This window comes from Mesorhizobium sp. DxT (assembly GCF_058448885.1).
This window is the reverse complement of record NZ_JBZFLJ010000003.1, coordinates 71,525-89,281: the sequence shown is the minus strand read 5'-3', so window position 1 is coordinate 89,281 and position 17,757 is coordinate 71,525. Positions and strand designations below refer to the sequence as shown.

At 64.7% G+C, this 17,757-nt stretch carries 18 protein-coding genes; 7 read left to right on the top strand and 11 right to left on the bottom strand.

What is annotated here, in order from left to right:
- The first annotated feature begins 100 nt into the window (after positions 1 to 100).
- Genes ACVJNE_RS07540 through ACVJNE_RS07520 form a run of 5 tightly spaced genes read left to right on the top strand, consistent with a single transcriptional unit; the run spans position 101 to position 5,318 of the window.
- A complete protein-coding gene (locus ACVJNE_RS07540; protein WP_499564360.1) occupies positions 101 to 1,144 on the top strand; it encodes a TRAP transporter substrate-binding protein in 1,044 nt (347 codons plus the stop codon).
- The gene (locus ACVJNE_RS07535) at positions 1,141 to 1,695 is read left to right on the top strand and encodes a TRAP transporter small permease (RefSeq protein WP_499564358.1); all 555 of its coding nucleotides are present in this window, start codon (positions 1,141 to 1,143) and stop codon (positions 1,693 to 1,695) included. The genes ACVJNE_RS07540 and ACVJNE_RS07535 overlap by 4 nt, the downstream gene beginning before the upstream one ends.
- Positions 1,696 to 1,699: 4 nt before the next feature.
- Complete coding sequence (locus tag ACVJNE_RS07530; protein WP_499564356.1) at positions 1,700 to 3,022, top strand: TRAP transporter large permease; 1,323 nt, start codon at positions 1,700 to 1,702, stop codon at positions 3,020 to 3,022.
- A 13-nt stretch (positions 3,023 to 3,035) separates the two neighbouring features.
- The gene (locus tag ACVJNE_RS07525) at positions 3,036 to 4,760 is read left to right on the top strand and encodes a thiamine pyrophosphate-requiring protein (RefSeq protein ID WP_499564354.1); all 1,725 of its coding nucleotides are present in this window, start codon (positions 3,036 to 3,038) and stop codon (positions 4,758 to 4,760) included.
- A 24-nt stretch (positions 4,761 to 4,784) separates the two neighbouring features.
- Positions 4,785 to 5,318, top strand: a complete 534-nt coding sequence (locus ACVJNE_RS07520) for a 2,4'-dihydroxyacetophenone dioxygenase family protein (RefSeq protein ID WP_499564352.1) — start codon at positions 4,785 to 4,787, stop codon at positions 5,316 to 5,318.
- 7 nt (positions 5,319 to 5,325) lie between these two features.
- Here ACVJNE_RS07520 and ACVJNE_RS07515 read toward each other — a convergent pair whose 3' ends face one another.
- The 8 genes from ACVJNE_RS07515 to ACVJNE_RS07480 form a co-directional block, all read right to left on the bottom strand.
- The gene (locus tag ACVJNE_RS07515) at positions 5,326 to 6,084 is read right to left on the bottom strand and encodes an SDR family NAD(P)-dependent oxidoreductase (protein WP_499564350.1); all 759 of its coding nucleotides are present in this window, start codon (positions 6,082 to 6,084) and stop codon (positions 5,326 to 5,328) included.
- 10 nt (positions 6,085 to 6,094) lie between these two features.
- A complete protein-coding gene (locus tag ACVJNE_RS07510) occupies positions 6,095 to 7,546 on the bottom strand; it encodes an aldehyde dehydrogenase (protein WP_499564348.1) in 1,452 nt (483 codons plus the stop codon).
- Between the two features lie 14 nt (positions 7,547 to 7,560).
- Positions 7,561 to 8,280, bottom strand: a complete 720-nt coding sequence (locus tag ACVJNE_RS07505; RefSeq protein WP_499564346.1) for an ABC transporter ATP-binding protein — start codon at positions 8,278 to 8,280, stop codon at positions 7,561 to 7,563.
- Complete coding sequence (locus ACVJNE_RS07500; protein WP_499564344.1) at positions 8,273 to 9,001, bottom strand: ABC transporter ATP-binding protein; 729 nt, start codon at positions 8,999 to 9,001, stop codon at positions 8,273 to 8,275. Before ACVJNE_RS07500 ends, ACVJNE_RS07505 begins: the two co-directional genes overlap by 8 nt.
- Complete coding sequence (locus ACVJNE_RS07495; protein ID WP_499564342.1) at positions 8,998 to 9,978, bottom strand: branched-chain amino acid ABC transporter permease; 981 nt, start codon at positions 9,976 to 9,978, stop codon at positions 8,998 to 9,000. The genes ACVJNE_RS07500 and ACVJNE_RS07495 overlap by 4 nt, the downstream gene beginning before the upstream one ends.
- The gene (locus ACVJNE_RS07490; RefSeq protein ID WP_499564340.1) at positions 9,975 to 10,847 is read right to left on the bottom strand and encodes a branched-chain amino acid ABC transporter permease; all 873 of its coding nucleotides are present in this window, start codon (positions 10,845 to 10,847) and stop codon (positions 9,975 to 9,977) included. The genes ACVJNE_RS07495 and ACVJNE_RS07490 overlap by 4 nt, the downstream gene beginning before the upstream one ends.
- A 115-nt stretch (positions 10,848 to 10,962) precedes the next feature.
- Complete coding sequence (locus ACVJNE_RS07485) at positions 10,963 to 12,186, bottom strand: amino acid ABC transporter substrate-binding protein (protein ID WP_499564338.1); 1,224 nt, start codon at positions 12,184 to 12,186, stop codon at positions 10,963 to 10,965.
- Positions 12,187 to 12,357: 171 nt separating this feature from the next.
- Positions 12,358 to 12,915: a TetR/AcrR family transcriptional regulator gene (locus ACVJNE_RS07480; protein WP_499564336.1), complete on the bottom strand. Its 558-nt coding sequence runs from the start codon at positions 12,913 to 12,915 to the stop codon at positions 12,358 to 12,360.
- A 91-nt stretch (positions 12,916 to 13,006) separates the two neighbouring features.
- Here ACVJNE_RS07480 and ACVJNE_RS07475 point away from each other — a divergent pair, with 91 nt between their 5' ends.
- Complete coding sequence (locus tag ACVJNE_RS07475; RefSeq protein ID WP_499564334.1) at positions 13,007 to 14,152, top strand: FAD-dependent monooxygenase; 1,146 nt, start codon at positions 13,007 to 13,009, stop codon at positions 14,150 to 14,152.
- A 19-nt stretch (positions 14,153 to 14,171) separates the two neighbouring features.
- Here the strand turns inward: ACVJNE_RS07475 and ACVJNE_RS07470 are convergent, their stop codons facing one another.
- The 3 genes from ACVJNE_RS07470 to ACVJNE_RS07460 form a co-directional block, all read right to left on the bottom strand.
- Entirely contained in the window at positions 14,172 to 15,023 is an 852-nt protein-coding gene (locus ACVJNE_RS07470) for a shikimate dehydrogenase family protein (RefSeq protein ID WP_499564332.1), read from the bottom strand.
- Positions 15,024 to 15,135: 112 nt separating this feature from the next.
- On the bottom strand, positions 15,136 to 15,825 hold the full coding sequence (locus tag ACVJNE_RS07465) for a GntR family transcriptional regulator (RefSeq protein ID WP_499564330.1): 690 nt from the start codon (positions 15,823 to 15,825) through the stop codon (positions 15,136 to 15,138).
- A 48-nt stretch (positions 15,826 to 15,873) separates the two neighbouring features.
- Positions 15,874 to 16,548, bottom strand: coding sequence for a GntR family transcriptional regulator (locus tag ACVJNE_RS07460; protein WP_499564328.1), 675 nt, complete (start codon positions 16,546 to 16,548; stop codon positions 15,874 to 15,876).
- Positions 16,549 to 16,757: 209 nt separating this feature from the next.
- Between ACVJNE_RS07460 and ACVJNE_RS07455 the strand changes: the two genes are divergently transcribed.
- The gene (locus tag ACVJNE_RS07455; protein ID WP_499564326.1) at positions 16,758 to 17,744 is read left to right on the top strand and encodes a sialic acid TRAP transporter substrate-binding protein SiaP; all 987 of its coding nucleotides are present in this window, start codon (positions 16,758 to 16,760) and stop codon (positions 17,742 to 17,744) included.
- The last annotated feature ends 13 nt before the right edge of the window (positions 17,745 to 17,757 follow it).

Below are 17,757 nucleotides of genomic sequence, written 5' to 3'. Positions count from 1 at the left end.
CCTCTTATCGTGAGTGGTGCCGCATGATGGAAGGAGGTTCCGTCCTGCTGGCGAATGAAGCGCGGTCGCATATGTCCCCGCGCCAACGGGAGGAAAATTGATGATCGGACGTCGGCAGTTTCTTGCCGCGACGGCTGCCGCCGTTGCGATGCCCGCCTATCTGAGACAGGCCTGGGCTCAGAATCCCGAAGTGGAGCTGAAGCTTCACCATTTCCTCGGCCCCAAGGCCCCTGCGCACACGCAGATGCTGGAACCCTGGGCCAAGGCCATTCAGGACGAGTCGGCCGGCCGCATAAAGATAGAGATTTACCCCGCCATGTCGCTGGGTGGCGCGCCGCCGCAGCTTTTCCGCCAGGTCGCGGACGGGGTGGTCGACATCGTCTGGACGGTGAACGGCTACACGCCGGGGCTTTTCCCGCGCTCGGAGGTGTTCGAACTGCCCACCGTCTTCACGAACGACCTTGCCGCAGCCAACCTCGCCATGCGCGACATGTACGACGAGCACCTCGCGGAGGAGTTCTCCGACGTCCATGTCCTCTTCATGCACGTGCATGCGGGCCAGGCGTTGCACATGGCCAGCAAGCTCGTCCGCACGCCCGCCGATACGCAGGGGCTCAAGCTGCGCGTTCCAGGCCCCACCGGCAATGCGGTGGTAGAGGCGATGGGTGCAACACCGGTGACGATGCCGGTTCCCGACCTGCCGCAGGCCCTGAGCACGAACGCTGTCGATGGCGCCCTGATCCCTTGGGAGATCATCCCGCCGCTGCAGCTTTTCGAGTCGACGCAGTATCAGATCGAGGGACCGGACAATAACCGCTTCGGCACCACGACCTTCCAGGTCTCCATGAACAAGGCGCGCTGGGAAGCGCTGCCCGACGATTTGAAGGAGATCTTCACAAAGCACAGCGGTGAGGACTGGCTGCTCGAGGTGGCGAAGATCTGGCGCGGTGCCGACGACTTCGGCATCAAGATGGCCGTCGACAAGGGTAACGAACACATCGTGCTTTCGCAGGAAGAGATGGACGCCTTCAATACGGCGCTCGCTCCGGTCGTCGACCGCTGGGTCGAGGAGCAGTCGGGTACGTTCGATGCCGCCGGTCTCGTAGAGGCGGCGCGCACCGCGCTGGCGGCGCACAAGTCTTGAGCGCGACAGAACTGACCGGGGGAGGCACCGAGCCTCCCCCGCCACCTACGAGAACCGCACTGGGCGCACTGTTGGTCAGGGTTGTGCGGTGGTGGGCGCTGGGCGGCGGGCTCCTCACCCTTGGCCTGGCGCTGATGACGGCTGCGAGCGCGCTGTCGAACCTGTTATTCGGGCGGCCGTTCGCCGCAGACCATGAACTGGTCAAGCACATCATCGCCGTCGCGATCTTCATGTTCCTGCCCTACTGCCAGATGACGGGCTCTAACGTGACGGTCGACGTGTTCACCGAGGGCATGAGCGCGCGCGGCAAAAATCTCATGGCAGCCTTTTCCTCGCTTTTCGCCATCGCCTTCTCGATTCTGCTGCTGGTGCAGATGTCGTCGGGCTTCCGCAGCTACCTGCGCTATCCGGAAGTGACGCCCGTGCTGAAGCTGCCGCTGTGGACGGCTTTTCCGCCGATCCTCGTCTCGCTGGCGCTGCTGCTGTGCGCCGCGATCGTGACCCTTCTCGCCAGCGCTCGCGCATCGCGCAACGCATCCAGCCCCCGGTGACGCGATGATGGACAGCTACATCACGGGCATAGCGGGTCTCGCCGGGCTTCTGGTGCTGATCGCCGTTCGCGTGCCGATCGCCTATACGATGATCCTCGTCGGCATCTTCGGCATATCGCTGCAATCGGGGCCGATGATCGTCCTGAACCAGCTCAAGGATCTCGCCTACGCGCAGTTCTCGAACTACGACCTGTCGGTGCTGCCGATGTTCATCCTGATGGGTGGGCTCGCGTCGCGCTGCGGTCTGTCCAGTGACCTGTTCCGCGCGGCGAACGCCTGGCTGGGCCGGTTCCGCGGCGGTGTCGCCATGGCTGCGATAACGGCCTGCGCGGGGTTCGGCGCGGTCTGCGGTTCGTCCACGGCAACAGCTTCCACCATGGGGCAGGTCGCGCTGCCGGAACTGCGGCGCTATCGTTATTCGGGCGCGCTGGCGACCGGCACCATCGCGGCGGGCGGCACGCTTGGCATCCTGATCCCGCCCTCGGTCGTGCTGATCGTCTATGCGATCATCGTCGAGGTGAACATCGTCACCATGTTCGCGGCCGCACTCGTGCCCGGCCTGCTGGCGACACTCATGTTCGTCGGCACGGTCGCGCTCTACTGCCGATTCGTGCCGGAAGCCGGCCCATCCGGTCAGGCGGTTTCGCGGGCGGAACTCGGAGCAGCAACGCTTGCCACGATCCCTGTCCTCGTCATCTTCGGCGTCGTGATCGGCGGCATCTATGCGGGCATCTACAACCCGACGGCCGCAGCCGCCATCGGCGTGGCGCTTGTCGTGGCCTACGGCTTTGCAAGGCGACGTCTGTCGCTGCCCGGCCTTGGTGACGCTCTGCTGGAAACGGCGCGCACCAGCGGCATGATCTTCCTGATCCTGCTCGGCGCCGAGCTGCTCAAGATTTTCATGTCGCGCGCCGGCGTGCCGCAATCGGCCGCCGAGATGCTTCAGAGCAGCGGCCTCGCGCCGATGGTTATCCTCGTCCTCATCATCGCGGCCTTTCTGGTTCTCGGATGCCTGATGGACAGCCTGTCTATGGTGATCCTCGCCATCCCCTTTTTCTGGCCCGTGATCGCCGGGCTCGATTTCGGGCTGACACCCGACGAGACGAAGCTGTGGTTCGGCATCGTCATTCTCGTCGTCGTGGAACTCGGCCTGATAACACCGCCGGTCGGGCTCAACGTGTTCATCATCAACGCGCTCGCGCGCGACATACCGATGCGGGAAACGTTCAAGGGCGTCATGCCGTTCTTCGGCACCGAGATGGTTCGGATCGCGCTGCTGGTGCTGTTTCCGGCAATCTCGCTCACCCTTCCCCGCCTGCTGCAATAACGGAGACTATCCGATGGACAAGGCTGCCATCAAAGCCGGCTTGGAGACCCTAACCGCAGGCGGCGCGCTGCTTGCACGGCTGAAGGCAGTCGGCGTCGACTATCTCTTCTGCAATTCCGGCACCGACTTCCCGCCGATCATCGAGGGGCTGGCGGAAGCTGCGACCAAGGACGTGCCGTTGCCCCGCGCGCTCATCATGCCGCACGAGGCGGCCGCCATGGGCATGGCGCACGGCTATTACCTGGCCACGGGCCGTTCTCAGGCGGTGATCGCGCATACCAATGTGGGCCTCGCCAACTGCGCCATCGGCGCCATCAACGCCGCCGTCGAGCACATTCCCATACTGCTGTTTTCAGGCCGCACGCCCACGACGGAAAAGGACCGCTTCGGAACGCGCACCGTGCCGATCGGCTGGGGCCAGGAAATGCGCGACCAGACCGCGCTGGTGCGCGAGGCCGCGAAATGGGACTACGAACTGCGCTTCCCGGAACAGGCGCTGGAAATCGCCGACCGCGCCTGGGCGATCGCCAATTCGACGCCGCGCGGCCCTGTCTATGTCAGCCTGCCGCGCGAGGTGCTGTGCGAGCCCGCGCCTACCGCGGGGCTCGATGCCCGCCCGCTGATGCAGCCCGCCGTTTCGCATGCCGATCCGCGCCAGATCACGGAAGCGGCCAAGGTGCTCGCTGAGGCGGAGAATCCGGTGATCTTCGCGCAGCACGGAACCGGCAGCGCGGAGGCGTTCGCCGCCCTTTCCGAGCTGGCAACCGAATGGGGGATTCCGGTTTGCCAGTACTGGGCGCTGGCGCTCGCGATCCCGACCAATCATCCGATGGCCGCCGAGGCGAACCCGGCGAAGCTGATCGAGCGCGCCGACGCAATCCTCGTTCTCGACGCGCTGGCGCCGTGGTCGCCTGAACAGCATCGGCCCCGGCCGGACTGCACGATCATCCAGATGGCGCAGGACCCGCTGGCGAGCCGCACTCCGGTGCGCAACTTCCGCTCCGACATATCGATCGCCTGCGATCTGTCCGACGGCATTCTGGCGCTGAAGGCGGCGATGGACGCGCTCCGCCCGCAGGACGCCGACCGGCTGACGCGGCGGCGCGAGACCGTTGCCGCCGAGAATGCGAAGACGCGGGACAAGACGCTGGCTTCCGCGGAAGCCGGGCGCGACGGCATCATGACCAAGGAATGGGTCAGCCTGTGTCTTTCGCGGGCGCTCGAGGGACAGGATGCAACCGTCCTGTCGGAACTTGGCTGCCCGATGGCCCCGATGACGCTCGGCCATCACCGTGCCTGGTATCAAGAGCCGCATGCGGGCGGTCTCGGCTGGTCGTTCCCGGCCGCGCTCGGCATGCAGCTTGCTGACCGCGAACGGCTCATCGTCGCCACGATGGGTGACGGTTCCTACATGTTCGCCAATCCGGTCGCCTGCCACCAGATCGCCGAGGCGCTAGACCTGCCGATCCTCGTCGTCATCGTCAACAACGCCGAATGGGGCGCGGTGCGCCAGTCGGTGCTCGGCGTCTATCCCGATGGCTATGCGGCGCGCAGCAACACCATGCCGCTGACGCAGCTTTCGCCCGTTCCGGATTTCACCCGGGTTGCCGAGGCAAGCCGCGCCTGGGCGCGGCGTGTCGACGACGGCGCTGCGCTGCCCGACATGCTGGCCGAGGCGCTCGACCATATCCGCACGAAACGCACGCTCGCACTTCTGGACGTGCGGGTTCGCCCCTGATTCAGCCAACCTGAGGAGGTACCCATGCCCGAAACGGCGACAACGGAATTCTGGCGCGGCCTCAAGCCGATCACCAAGGTTTTCCAGCCAGACGCGCTGCCCGAGGTCTATATCGCCAATGCCCCGACCGAGGACGAACGCTACTACGTGCCCTTCACCGAAACGGTGTCGTCGCGCCCGCTGTGGATCTCCCCGACGCAGAACAAGTGGTGCGACATCCTGATGGCGAAGAAGGCCGGACTGGTGAACCGGCACTACCACCCGCACGAGGTCTTCGCCTACACGATCTCCGGCAAATGGGGCTATCTTGAGCACGACTGGACCGCGACCGCCGGTGACTTCGTCTACGAGACGCCGGGCGAGGGACACACGCTGGTCGCCTATGACAGCGACGAGCCGATGCGCGTCTTCTTCCAGGTGAAGGGGCCGCTGATCTGGCTCGACGAGGACGGCGAGCCGGACGGCTTCTTCGACGTGCACAACTACATCGCCATGTGCCGCGAGCACTACGAAAAGGTCGGTATCGGCGCGGCTTTCGTGGACACGCTGTTCCGCTGAAGCGAGCTCACACGCTCATGCCGCCGTCGACCATGAGCGTCGTGCCGGTCACGAAGCTGGAATCGTCACTCGCAAGGTAGAGCACCGAGCGTGCGATCTCGTCGGCCGTGCCGTGGCGGCCGAGCGGAATCATATCGTTGAAGAACGCGGTGCCGTCGACACCCATGGCATCGCCGAGGCCCCGCTCCACCGCGAGCTGAAAGCCGTTGTCGATCGGGCCGGGGTGGATGGTGTTCACGCGGATGCCGCGCGGCGCAAGCTCCTTCGCCAGGCATCGCATAAGTCCCACCTGCGCATGCTTGGCGGTGATGTAGGCATAGACGCCGGCATCGCCCCGAACCCCCGCGACGCTCGACGTAATCACGATCGACCCGCCCGTGCGCATATGCGGCGCGGCATGTTTCGCCGCCAGATAGGCGCCGCGCACATGGACGCTCAAGACCTCGTCGAAGACGTCGTCCGGATAGTCCGCGATCGGCCGCACGGTGCCGAAATTGCCGGCATTGGAGAAGAGCACGTCGATCGCGCCGAAACGCTGGAGCGCAAGATTCACATAGGCCGCTGCCCCCTCTGCACTTGCCACGTCGGCGGCAATCGCCGCGACCCGTTCCTGCGGCAGGTCGCGCGCCACCTCGTTCAGCCGTTCCGCATCGCGATCGACGAGAACCACGGCCGCACCCTGTTCGATGAACAGGCGCGCGGCTGCGGCACCGAGGCTGCCGGCCCCGCCCGTAATCAGGCAGGCCTTGCCGTCGAGCTTCTTCAAGAACGTGGCCTCAGATCGGGTAATGCAGCGGCCCGTCCTGCACCGTGATCCAGCGCAGGTCGCTGAATTCGGCGATGCCGGCCTTGCCGCCGAAGCGGCCGTAACCGGACGCCTTCACGCCACCGAACGGCATCTGCGCCTCGTCGTGCACGGTCGGGCCGTTGACATGGCAGATGCCGGACTCAATGCGCCGCGCCACCGAAAGGGCACGGTTGACGTCGCGGCCGAAGACGGCGGACGACAGTCCATATTCGGTATCGTTGGCAACGCGGACCGCCTCGTCAACGCTGCCGACGCGAACCACCGTGACCACCGGGCCGAAGGATTCCTCGCCATAGATGCGCATCGACGGCGTCACGCGGTCAAGGACGGTCGCCTGGATCACGGTGCCGTCGATCGCGCCGCCGGCGGCAAGCACCGCGCCCTTTGAGACGGCATCCTTGACGAGCTGTCCGATACGGCCGGCGGCTCCGGTGTCCACGACACAACCCAGCGGCGTGTTGCCTTGGGTGGGATCGCCCGCCTTCAGGCTCGTTGCCTTTGCGGCCAGTGCAGTCACGAACTCGTCCGCGATCTGCTCGTCAACCACGATACGCTCCGTGGACATGCAGATCTGGCCCTGGTTCATGAAGGCGCCGAATGCGGATGCGGCGACGGCAGCCTCGATGTCTGCATCGTCAAGTACGATCAGCGGCGCCTTGCCTCCTAGCTCCAGCAGCGCCGGCTTGAGATAGCGGCCCGAAATCTCGGCGATGATACGACCGACGCGGGTCGAGCCGGTGAAGTTCACGCGGCGCACCGCCGGCTGCGCGATCAGGGCCTCGACGATGCCCGGCGCGTCGTCCGGCGCGTTCGATACCGCGTTGAGCACGCCCTTCGGCAGGCCGGCCTCGTTGAGCGCATCGACGATCAGGCGATGGGTGCGCGGGCAGATTTCCGATGTCTTCATCACCACCGTGTTGCCGCAGGCAAGCGGGGTGGCAAGCGAGCGCACGCCGAGGATCACCGGCGCATTCCAGGGCGCCATCGACAGCACCACGCCCGCCGGCTGGCGTACCGCCATCGCCAGCGATCCGGGCCGGTTCGAGGGGATCACCTCGCCGGTGATCTGTGTCGTCAGGGCTGCGGCCTCGCGCAGCATGTCGGAGGCGAGCATCACGTTGAAATGCGCCCAGCCGGCAGTGGCCCCGATCTCCGCGGCCATCGCCTCGATGAAGGCGTCTTCCTTGGAAGACAGAATATCCGCAGCCTTGGACAGGATCGCCCGGCGCTCGCGCGGCGAAGACCGCGACCACTCCGGAAATGCGGCAGCGGCGGAGTCGACCGCTGCGATCGCGTCGTCCACGGTCGCAGCAGCGGCCCGCGTCGCGACGTTGCCCGAGATCGGGTTGCGGCGTTCGAAGGTTGCCCCGTTCGAGGCTTGGCCTTCCTCCTGTCCGATCAACAGTCCGAGTACGTCCATCTTGGTCTCCATCTTCAACTATCGGCAGCAGCGCCGAGAAATGCGTGTTGCACGGCAGGGTCGTCGGCGAGCCTGTCGGCCGGCCCGTGTCCCACGATTCGGCCCGCCTCGAGCAGGTAGCCACGGTCGGCTATCGACAGGCTGATGCGCACGTTCTGCTCGACGATCAGCAGGCTGACGCCGCTGCGACCGATGCGCGCGAGCGACTGGAAGAGTTCGCCGACCAGCACAGGGGCAAGTCCGAGGCTCGGTTCGTCCAGCATCAAGAGCTTCGGCGCGGACATCAGGGCACGGCCGATCGCGACCATCTGCTGCTCGCCGCCGGACATGGTGGCGACCGCCTGCTGTCGCCGTTCTGCCAGACGCGGGAAGAGGTCGAGCACCATCGCGAGATTGGCGACCTCGTCTTTTCGCGCACGCCGCGCATAGGCGCCCAGAAGCAGGTTCTCGGCAACGGTGAGGTCCGGGAAGATTCCGCGCCCCTCCGGCACCAGCGCGACGCCGCGCTCGAGCACCTCGTGCGCCGGCAGTCCGACTATACTTGCACCCGAGAAGTCGACCGTTGCCCCTTCACGCGGCCGCACAAGCCCGGCGATCGACTTCAGCAAAGTCGACTTGCCCGCACCGTTCGCGCCCAGGATAACGACCGTCTCGCCTTCCTGCATCGCGAGAGAAACGCCATGCAGCGCGACGTGCTTGCCATAGTCGACGGCCAGGTTTTCGACCTCAAGCATGGTCCGTCCCCAGATAGGCGCGCATCACCTCGGGATCCTTCAGCACGGCACCGGTTTCCCCATCGGCGATCCTGGTGCCGGCATTCATGACGATGCAGCGGCCGCACAGCGCGCGGACGGCATCCATCACATGCTCGACGAGCAGGATCGTCATGCCGCCGTCCCGCAGGCTGCCGATCAGGTCGATCCCGGTCCGCAACTCGGTCGGGTTGAGCCCGGCCAGCCATTCGTCGAGCAGCAGCAGCGAAGGTTTCGTGGCCAGCGCGCGGGCGAGTTCGACGCGTTTCTGGTCGATATAGGTGAGTTGCACTGCCGCCTCGTTCCCGCGTCCGGCAAGACCTACCCGCGCAAGCAGCGCCTCGGCCTCGGCACGAGCGACATCGCCCCACAGAGGCGCGGCGCGGAAGGCGAGTGCCGCGACCACATTGTCGATCACCGTCAGCGAAGGCAGAATGCGCACGAGCTGGAACGTCCGTGCGACACCCTTTCGCGCCACGCGGTGCGGGCTCAGGCCGCCGATCGCCTCGCCGCGCAGGCTGATCTCGCCGGCGCTGGGTTTCAGAGCGCCCGAGATCATGTTCAGCGCGGTCGTCTTGCCGGAGCCGTTCGGCCCGAGCAGGCCGACTACCTCGCCCTCGACAATGTCGAAGCTGAGCCCGTTGACGGCCGTCAGGCCGCCGAAGCGCCGGGTGAGGCCGCGAAGCGAGACAAGCGGGGTCATCCTCGCGCCTCCTGGCTGGCCGGCTTGCCCTGTGCCGGAGCGCCGGTGCCTGCTGCTTGATCGAGGGGCGCAGACGGCGCCCTCAACCGTTCCAGCAGACCCATGACGCCACGCGGCAGCAGGAACACGATGACGATGAAAAGCAGCCCGAGCAGGATCGAATAGTGGTTGGGGAAGTTGGCCGACAGCCATTCGAACAGGATGAAGAGTGGGATTGCGCCCAGCGCCGGCCCCCACAGCCGCGCCGCGCCGCCAAGCAGGGCCATGATGAGCGTCAGGAACGAAACGGTCGGGTTGAAGACGATCGCCGGCTCGACATAGGTCCAGCGCGGGGCCTGGATCGCGCCAACCAGCGTGATGAGCACGGCGCTGATCACAAAGAGCGCGATCTTGGTGCGGGCGATGTCGATGCCAATGTGGGACGCCACGACCTCGTCGTCGGCGATCACACGGAGCGCCATGCCCAGCCGGGACCGGTCGACCCACCAGGTTATGAGCAGGGTCACGGCGCATAGCGCAAGCAACTGCCAGTAGATGTGTTCAGGCCCCAGCGGCAGGAAGATGTAGCGGCCGAGCGTGCCCGTCACCGTCGTCTCGAACCATGTGACGAGCTGACGGATGAGTTCGGCCAGCCCGAAGGTGAAGATGACGAAATAGACGCCGGCCAGCCGCAGCGTTGCAAGGCCGACGACGAGCGCGACGACGAGGCCGATACCGGCGGCGACAAGCAGGATCACCGGATAAGGCAGCGTCTCGTTCAACGCCGCAACCGTGTAGGCCCCGATGCCGAAGAAGGCGACCGTCGCAAGCGATACATAGCCAGTCCGCCCCGAGAAGAGGCCCCAGGCCGACGCGAGCGTGACGTAACCCGTCATGCCGATCAGCAAACCGATGCCGTAGGCGTCGAGATAGAAGGGTGCGAGCGCGAGAAGGCCGAACGCAATGGCCGCGACCGCGAAGCCGATGATCGTCCTCATCGCCGTGCCTTCCCGAACAGGCCGGTCGGCCGCCATAGCAGGATCGCCAGGAAGATCAGGTAGACGGCTGCGAGCGTAAGGCCGGGGCTGACATAGGAGGCGACGAAGGTTTCCACCAGGCCGAGGATAAGCCCGGCGCTAAGCGCACCGGCAAGATTGCCGACGCCGCCCATTATGACGACGATCAGCGCCTTCATGGTGAAAATGACGCCCGACGAGGCGGTGAAGGTCTGGTACATCGAGACCACCACGCCGCCGCAGGCCGCCAGCGCACCGCCGAGCGCGAAACCGAAGCGCGCCGCACGGTCTGCGTCGATGCCCACCAGGGGCGCGGATTCCGGCGCCACCGAAACCGCGCGCAACGCCGTGCCCCAACGCGTACGGGTGAGCAGGAGGTAAAGCCCGCCGCCGATGACCAGCGCAAGCACGAATGCCAGCAGGCGGTTTGCGGCGACGGTCGCGCCGAAAATGTCGACGCCGAAATTCATGTAGCTGTAGCTGATGTAGTTGCCGCCGAAGCCGACGAGCATGACACCCTGGATCACGAAGAGCAGGCCAAAGGTGGCGAGGATGGAATCGATCTCAAGTGCAGCGCCGCCCTTGGAGCGCCTTACCAGCGGCCGCATCAGCAGGCCATAGACGATCCAGCTGAACGCGAAGCCTGCCGGCGCAAGCAGCACCAGCCCGAGGATCGGGCTGACGCCGAGCGTATTGTGAATGAGATAGGCCCCGAACGCGGCGGCGATGATGGTCTCGCCATAGGCGAGGTTCATCGTGCGGGCGATGCCGTACTGGATCGTCAGTCCCATCGCCACGAGGGCATAGGTACCCCCCAGCACAAGGCCCGCGATCAGCGTTGTCGTCAGCATCGCCCGTGTCTCCGCCGGCGAGTGCAACAGCAATGTTGCACTCGACCCAATAAGTTAGTGGCCTGCTTATCCCGACCAAACCAACCGGTTTGGTCGGGGCAGGACACCATGGCTTCTATTTCCATTCCGGCTTCGGCAGGATCGCGGGGGCCGCGCCCTCGCGGTCGACCGGCGCCACGGCGACGAACTGGCCATTCTGCCACTGGCCGCCGAACCACAGCTTGCGCAACTGGTTGTCCTCCAGCCTGACCTCGCCGAGCACGGTCTGGAACGTTCCGTTGGAAAGTTCGTCGGCAACGGCCTCCTTGTCGAGGCCGCGGCGCTGGATCGCCTGCTGCAGCATCTGCAGGCTGTTATAGGTCACAACGGACCCCCACAGGTCGGGCGCCTGACCTGTCACCTCCTCGTGGCGTTTGCGGTAGGCGGCGTTTTCCGCGTTGTTCGGATCGATACCGCCGAGGCTCATGATGCCCTCGGCGTTTTCGCCATTGTTGGCGCCATAGGCGGGAAAGCCCGTGCCGACGCCGAGGTAGAGCACCTTCGGGTTGAATTTCGCCACCTGCGCCTGCTGGGTGATCGCGAAGGTCTCGGGCGGATAGGAGAAGGCGACAAATGTATCGGCCCCGCTGCCAGTCGCCTCGTTGATCATCGGCGTGAAATCGGTCGTTCCAGCCGGGTAGGTGACGTCATAGACGATCTCGAAGCCGGCCTCCTGGAAGGATGGCCGCGCCGCCGTCACGAGATCGATGCCGAAGCCATCGGCCACCGAGATCATCGCGATCTTCTTGTTGACCTCGCCGGCGTCGGCCGCCTTGCTCAAGAGGCCCGCGAGCGCATTCGTATAGTCGTGACCGCCGCCAAGCAGCCAGTAGCTCTTCTTCCAGCGCTGGACGAATTCCGGTGCCTTGTCGGTGACGGCCGAAACGGCGAGCTGCGGATAGCCGAAACGGTCGAAGAGCGGCGCAACGGCGAGGTTGAAGCCAGTGCCCCATGGTGGCAGGATGAAATCCACCTTGTCCTGTGCGGCGAGGCGCTCGACGGCCCGCACAACTTCCTCGGCGGAGGAGCGGTCGTCGTACTCGACCACCTCGATCGGCAGCTTGCTGCCGTCTGGCAGTTCGAGCCCACCCGCGTCGTTCACGTCCTTCACCCAGAGCTGGTAATTCGGCAGCGTGGTGATACCCGCGCCGCCCGAATTCGGTCCCGTCTTGGAGATCGCGTAGCCGATCCTGACGAAGGTCCGTTCCTGCGCGAACGTGGGCGTCGCGAAGGTGGCGGCCGCGATTGCTACGGACACGCCGAAATAGCGCAGGGCTCGCCTGCGGGTCACAGTCTTCATGGCATTCCTCCCATTTGCGCGCCCGTTGTGACGGTGCACGTGTTGGACGGCTCGATTTCCTCCCGGCCTGTCCTTCAAGCAGGCTATGGAAGGTCTCGATTGCGGGGAATAGACATTTTCGCGGGAGTCTTGGACTTTTGACGTAATGCGCTGCGGCGGACCGTCGGGTTCTTACGGCAATTCGTCGAAGAGGTAGCGCTGAACCGTGCCGCCGATCATTGCAATTGCGGTCTGCGGCGCGACATCGCCATCGGACAGGCCGATGACGTAACGCGCATAGGCAAGGCCCAGTATCTGTGTGGCAATCAGGCTGGCGCGCTCCCTTGCTCGATCCGGGCCGGCGACGCGGGCAACCATCAGCCCGACCTGCTCGGCCAGGACCCCGCGAATGCGTGACGCGGCTTCATCGTTCGTTGCCGCCGTCCTGATCAGCACTCGCAAGAGATCGTCTTGGGCGTCTCCTTCCCAACGCCTGAAGAAATGTTCGACCAGCGCGTGGCCGATACGATCCCTGGCAACGCCCGAAAGATCCGGAAAGGCGAGGTCGATTGAAACGGCCTCGGCGAAAAGCTGCTCCTTGCCGCCGAAGTAGCGGTTGATAAGCGCTGGATTCACGCCGGCTTCGGCCGCGATTTCCCGAACCGTGGTGCGCTCGAATCCACGTTCCGAAAACGCTTTTCTTCCCGCCGCGATCAACCGTTCACGTGTTGCCTGCGCATCTCTTGCCATCGCCGACGAGCTCCTTTGTAAACGCTTGTTGACTTTCTCGGGGTCGCACCGTAAGTAAACATATGTTTACAACCTCGATCGGAGGATCGCAATGTCCAGCCTGAACACTGAAGTCCTTATCGTTGGCGCCGGCCCCGCAGGGCTGGCGACCGCAATCGGGCTCGCGGAACGAAATGTGGACTTTATCATCGTCGATGCCTTGCCGGAGGCAGAGAACACCTCGCGCGCTGCCGTCATCCACGCCGCAACGCTTGAGAGCCTGAAGCGGTTGAAGGTCGCGGACCGGCTGATTGCCCAGGGCATCAAGGTGCCGCATTTCAGGATCAGGGACCGCGACTCGATCCTGCTTCATGTGGATTTTTCAGTCCTGCCGGGTCCGACACCGTATGCGCTCATGATCCCCCAGGACGAGAGCGAGCAGATCCTGACCGAGCGGCTTGCCGAACTCGGCCATGCGGTGCGCCGGCCCGTCAGGCTCGCGGGGTTCGAGAAGACCGCCGATGGAATTCGCGCGACATGCGACGGCGCCGACGGGCAGTTCCTGGTCGAGGCTCGCTACCTGATAGGCGCCGACGGCGAGAAGAGCACGGTGCGTGCCGGCGCGGGGATCGATTTTCCCGGCGATACATACGGCTCCTTCCTTCTCGCCGACGTGCGTATGGACTGGCCGATCGCCAAGGACGAGGTGACCTTGTTCTTCTCCGAGGCCGGTACGCTCGTGGTGGCCCCGATGTCGCGGGACCGCTACAGGGTGGTGGCGCAACTGCCGGACGCGCCCTCGGTGCCGGCGCTGAAGGACGTGCAAAAGGTCATCGACGCCAGAGGCCCGCGAACTGGCGCCCGGATTCGCGAGGTGCTGTGGGGGTCCCGCTTTCAGGTGCACCACAAGCTCGCGCAAAGTTTTCGCGACGGTTCCGTTCTGCTCGTCGGCGACGCAGCCCACGTCCACAGCCCGGCAGGTGGGCAAGGCATGAATCTTGGCCTTCGCGATGCGGAGGCGCTGAGTCTTGCCGTGACTGAAGCGCTGCGTACGGGATCAGACGCTTCGTTGGACGGCTACGCCCTGGAGCGGCGAAAGGCGGCAGCGGAGGTTCTTGAAATGACCGGCCGCCTGACGAAAGTGGCCACGCTCGCCAATCCGGTCTCCCGATGGTTCCGCAATCGCCTGATCGCCACGGCGGCGCTGCTTCCCCGCGTCAGGCTCTTTGCCGCAAGGACACTCGCCGGCTTCAATTGAGGCCGGCTTCGCACGGAACTCAGCCGTCGACGGCTTCGCGGTGCAGGTCGAGAAGTGCGCTGCGAAGCGCCGGCGCGTCCACCTCGCGCCCGGTGAAATGGCGAAAGGCCTGGACGCCCTGGTGGAAAAAGAGCTCCCAGCCGCTAATCACCGCCAGACCGGCCGTGCCGGCACCTTGGAGGAACTCGGTATCGACGGGCGTATAGACCGCGTCGAACGCCCATGTCGGACCTTGCATTGCATCCGCTGGAAACGGTGAACCCGGGTGGCCTGCCATGCCGATCGGCGTGCAGTTGATGAGACCGTCCGAACCATCCGCCGCCGCCGCGATCGACTCCGCCACGATCGTCTGCATGGGAACGCCGGTCCCGACCAGCGCCGCCGCCAGCGCGCTCGCCCGCGTAGTGTCCATATCGTAGATGCGCAGTTCGCGTGCGCCAAGGCGCGCAAGCGCGAAGGCGATGGCCTTGCCGACACCGCCCGCACCTGCCATCGCGACCGCGCCCGGCGATACATCGCCGAAAGACGACCGGAACGCGGCGGCGAAGCCGGAGAAGTCCGTATTGTGACCCTGCGGACGACTATCGCCGAACAGCACCGTGTTGCAGGCACCGATGCTTGCCGTCAGCGGATCCGGCACCGTCAGCCGCGGCACGACCGTTTCCTTGTAGGGGTAGGTGACATTGATGCCACGATAGCCTTCGTCGGCACAGCGATCGAAGACCGCGTCGAAATCCATGCCCATGTCGGCCGGAATCAACCGGTCATAGGTCACCTCGAGGCCGCACAGGCTGCCCGCCAGCACATGCAGCCGGGGCGATTGGGAGCGGGCTATGTGATCGCCGATGAGGCCCAGCCGGATGGCGGCCATGGTTGATGCTCTGGAACCGGGGTTGATCGAATGCCAAAGCGTACCTGCAGCGCCTCAACTGCGCAACACACAAAATCCGATATGTCTGGTGTTTTGTGTTTTATATGGTGATCTACGAGGCGATCGTGCCGGTGGCGAGCGCGTGCTCGACGCCACCTTCCACATGCCGCACGAGCACCTCGCGCGCCTTTGCGGCATCTCTTTCCAATGCGGCGTCGTGCATGATGCGATGTTCTTCCGCCGCAATGTCGCCTCGGAACGACAACGCGATCATCTGGTAACGCAGATATTTGTCGAACACGCCGGCATGCGTCTCCATCAGCACGACGGAGCCGCAGGCGGAAATGAGCGCCTGGTGGAATTCCCAGTCATAACGCTTCCACAGCTCGGTTTCGCTGAAGTCCCCTGCGCGCATGCGCCGCTCCAGCGTGGCGAGCTTGTGATGGGCCGCGACCACGCGGCCTTCCCACTCCATGTCGCCCGCCGAAAACGACTGTTCCAGCGCATGGCCCTCGAGCAGAAGACGTAGTGCGGCGATCTCGCGCAGGTTTTCGGCGGAGACGGGCGCCACCTCGAACCCGCGCTGGCCTTCGGCCACAACAAGGCTCTCCGAGGAGAGGCGGTTCAGGATTTCACGCAGCGTGCTGATGCTGGCGCCATAGGTGTCGCGCAGCCGCTCAAGCTTCAGCTTCTGGCCGGGGGCCAGCCTACCGAATACGATGTCCGATCGAATCCGACGATAGGCGTTTTCTCCGATGGTGGAAGCGGGCTCGTTGGCGGGCTGGGAGGCTTCTTGGTTCATACGATCGTCTTAATGTCGGATGAAGCCGCCTGCAATGGTGCCTTCTGCTCAGACCGGTAACAGGCCGTTGCGAACGGTGTGCTCGACGCATGCCCGGATATGCTGCGCCAGAATGGCCATCGCGGTCTCATGATCGCGTTTGAGCGAGCACTTGAGAAGCTGCCGGTGCTCGGAAGAAGCCTCCTCGCCACGGTAGATGACGGCGATGATCTGATAACGCAGATAGTGATCGAAAATCTGACGGTGCGCCGACATCAGCTCGTTCGATCCGCATGCCGAGATCAAGGCCGCATGGAACTCGCGATCGTAGCGTTTCCAGTCCTCGGTGACGGAACGGTCGCCGCCGGCCATGCGCGCCTCCATGCGGGCCAGCTTGTGATGGGCGGCCAGAACGACCCCCTCCCATTCCACGTCGCCGCGCAGAAAGGATTCCTTCAGCGCATGGCCCTCCAGCAATTCGCGCATCGCCGCCACGTCGCGAAAATGCTGCTGCGAGACCGCGGCGACGGCGAAGCCGCGCTGGCCTTCGGCAAGCACCAGTCGCTCCGACGCCAGCCGGTTGAGTATTTCGCGCAGCGTGCTCACGCTTGCCTGATAGGTTTCCCGCAGGCGCTCCAGCCGCAACCGCGCACCGGGCGCAAGGCCGCCGAAAATGATGTCGTGGCGGATATGGCGATAGGCTGCTTCGCCCGCGGTATCCAGTGCGGAGGTCAGTTCAGACATGATGCGCTTCCCGGTCGAGGCGTTCATCGCAGCTTCGCGAGCGGCCCGCAAGACGTCGACCTGCAATATCACTTCGAATGATGGAAACAGAAATATAGGAGATTTTTGATAACGCCTATTGATCGAAGGTCTGTCTAGTGGCAAGAGTCTCTTCACGACGGCCCGTGCCACGCTGGCCGTTGCCAACCGAATGGCCAGGGAGGACTGCCATGATCGATTTTACGAGACGAGCGCTGCTCGCGGCGGGCGCCGCACTCGCGCTTGCCGGCTCCACCGTCGCCGCGACCGCGCAGGACAAGGTCGCGCTGCGCTTTTCCGCCGTATTCTCCGAACAGGACATCCGTGCGGAGATGATGAAGAAGTTCGCCGAGCAGATCGGTGACGAGTTCGACTATCAGGGCTATTACGGCGGCACGCTGTTCAAGCAGGGCACTGAACTCGTCGCGCTGCAGCGCGGAAACCTGGAGATGGGCAATATCGCTCCGCAGGACATTTCCAACCAGATCCCAGCGTGGTCAGTGCTTACCTCCGCCTATCTCTTCCGCGATGCAAACCACCTGCGCACGTTCTTTGCCAGCGAACCCGGCCAGGAAATGAAGCAGATGGTCGAGGACCAGCTCGGCGTGAAAGTTCTGGGCCCGACCTATTTCGGCGCGCGCCAGGTGGGGCTGCGGGTGGACAAGAAGATCAACACGCCGGCTGACATGGCCGGGATCAAGCTGCGCATGCCCGGTGGCGATGCATGGCAGTTCCTCGGCCAGGCGCTCGGAGCAAACCCGACGCCGATGGCCTATGCCGAGGTCTATACCGGCCTGCAGACCGGCGCGATCGACGGGCAGGACAACCCGCTACCCAACGTGCAGAACATGAAGTTCTACGAGGTCATGTCGCAGATCGTCATGACATCGCATCTCGTCGGCTACGATCTCCTGACCATTTCGCTCGACGCATGGAACAAGCTGAGCCCCGAGCAGCAGGAGAAGGTCCAGGCCGCGGCCGATGCCGCGATCGAGTGGAGCACCGGCGAGCATCTCAAGCGCGAGGAGGAGCTGGCTTCGTTCTTCAAGGAGCAGGGGCTGGAAATCTACACGCCCGACCTGGAAGCCTTCCGTAGCAACGCGCAGAAGATGTATCTTGAATCCGAACTGGCCAAGGACTGGCCGGAGGGCATGGTCGATCGCATCAACGCGCTCTGATCCGAGCCCGACT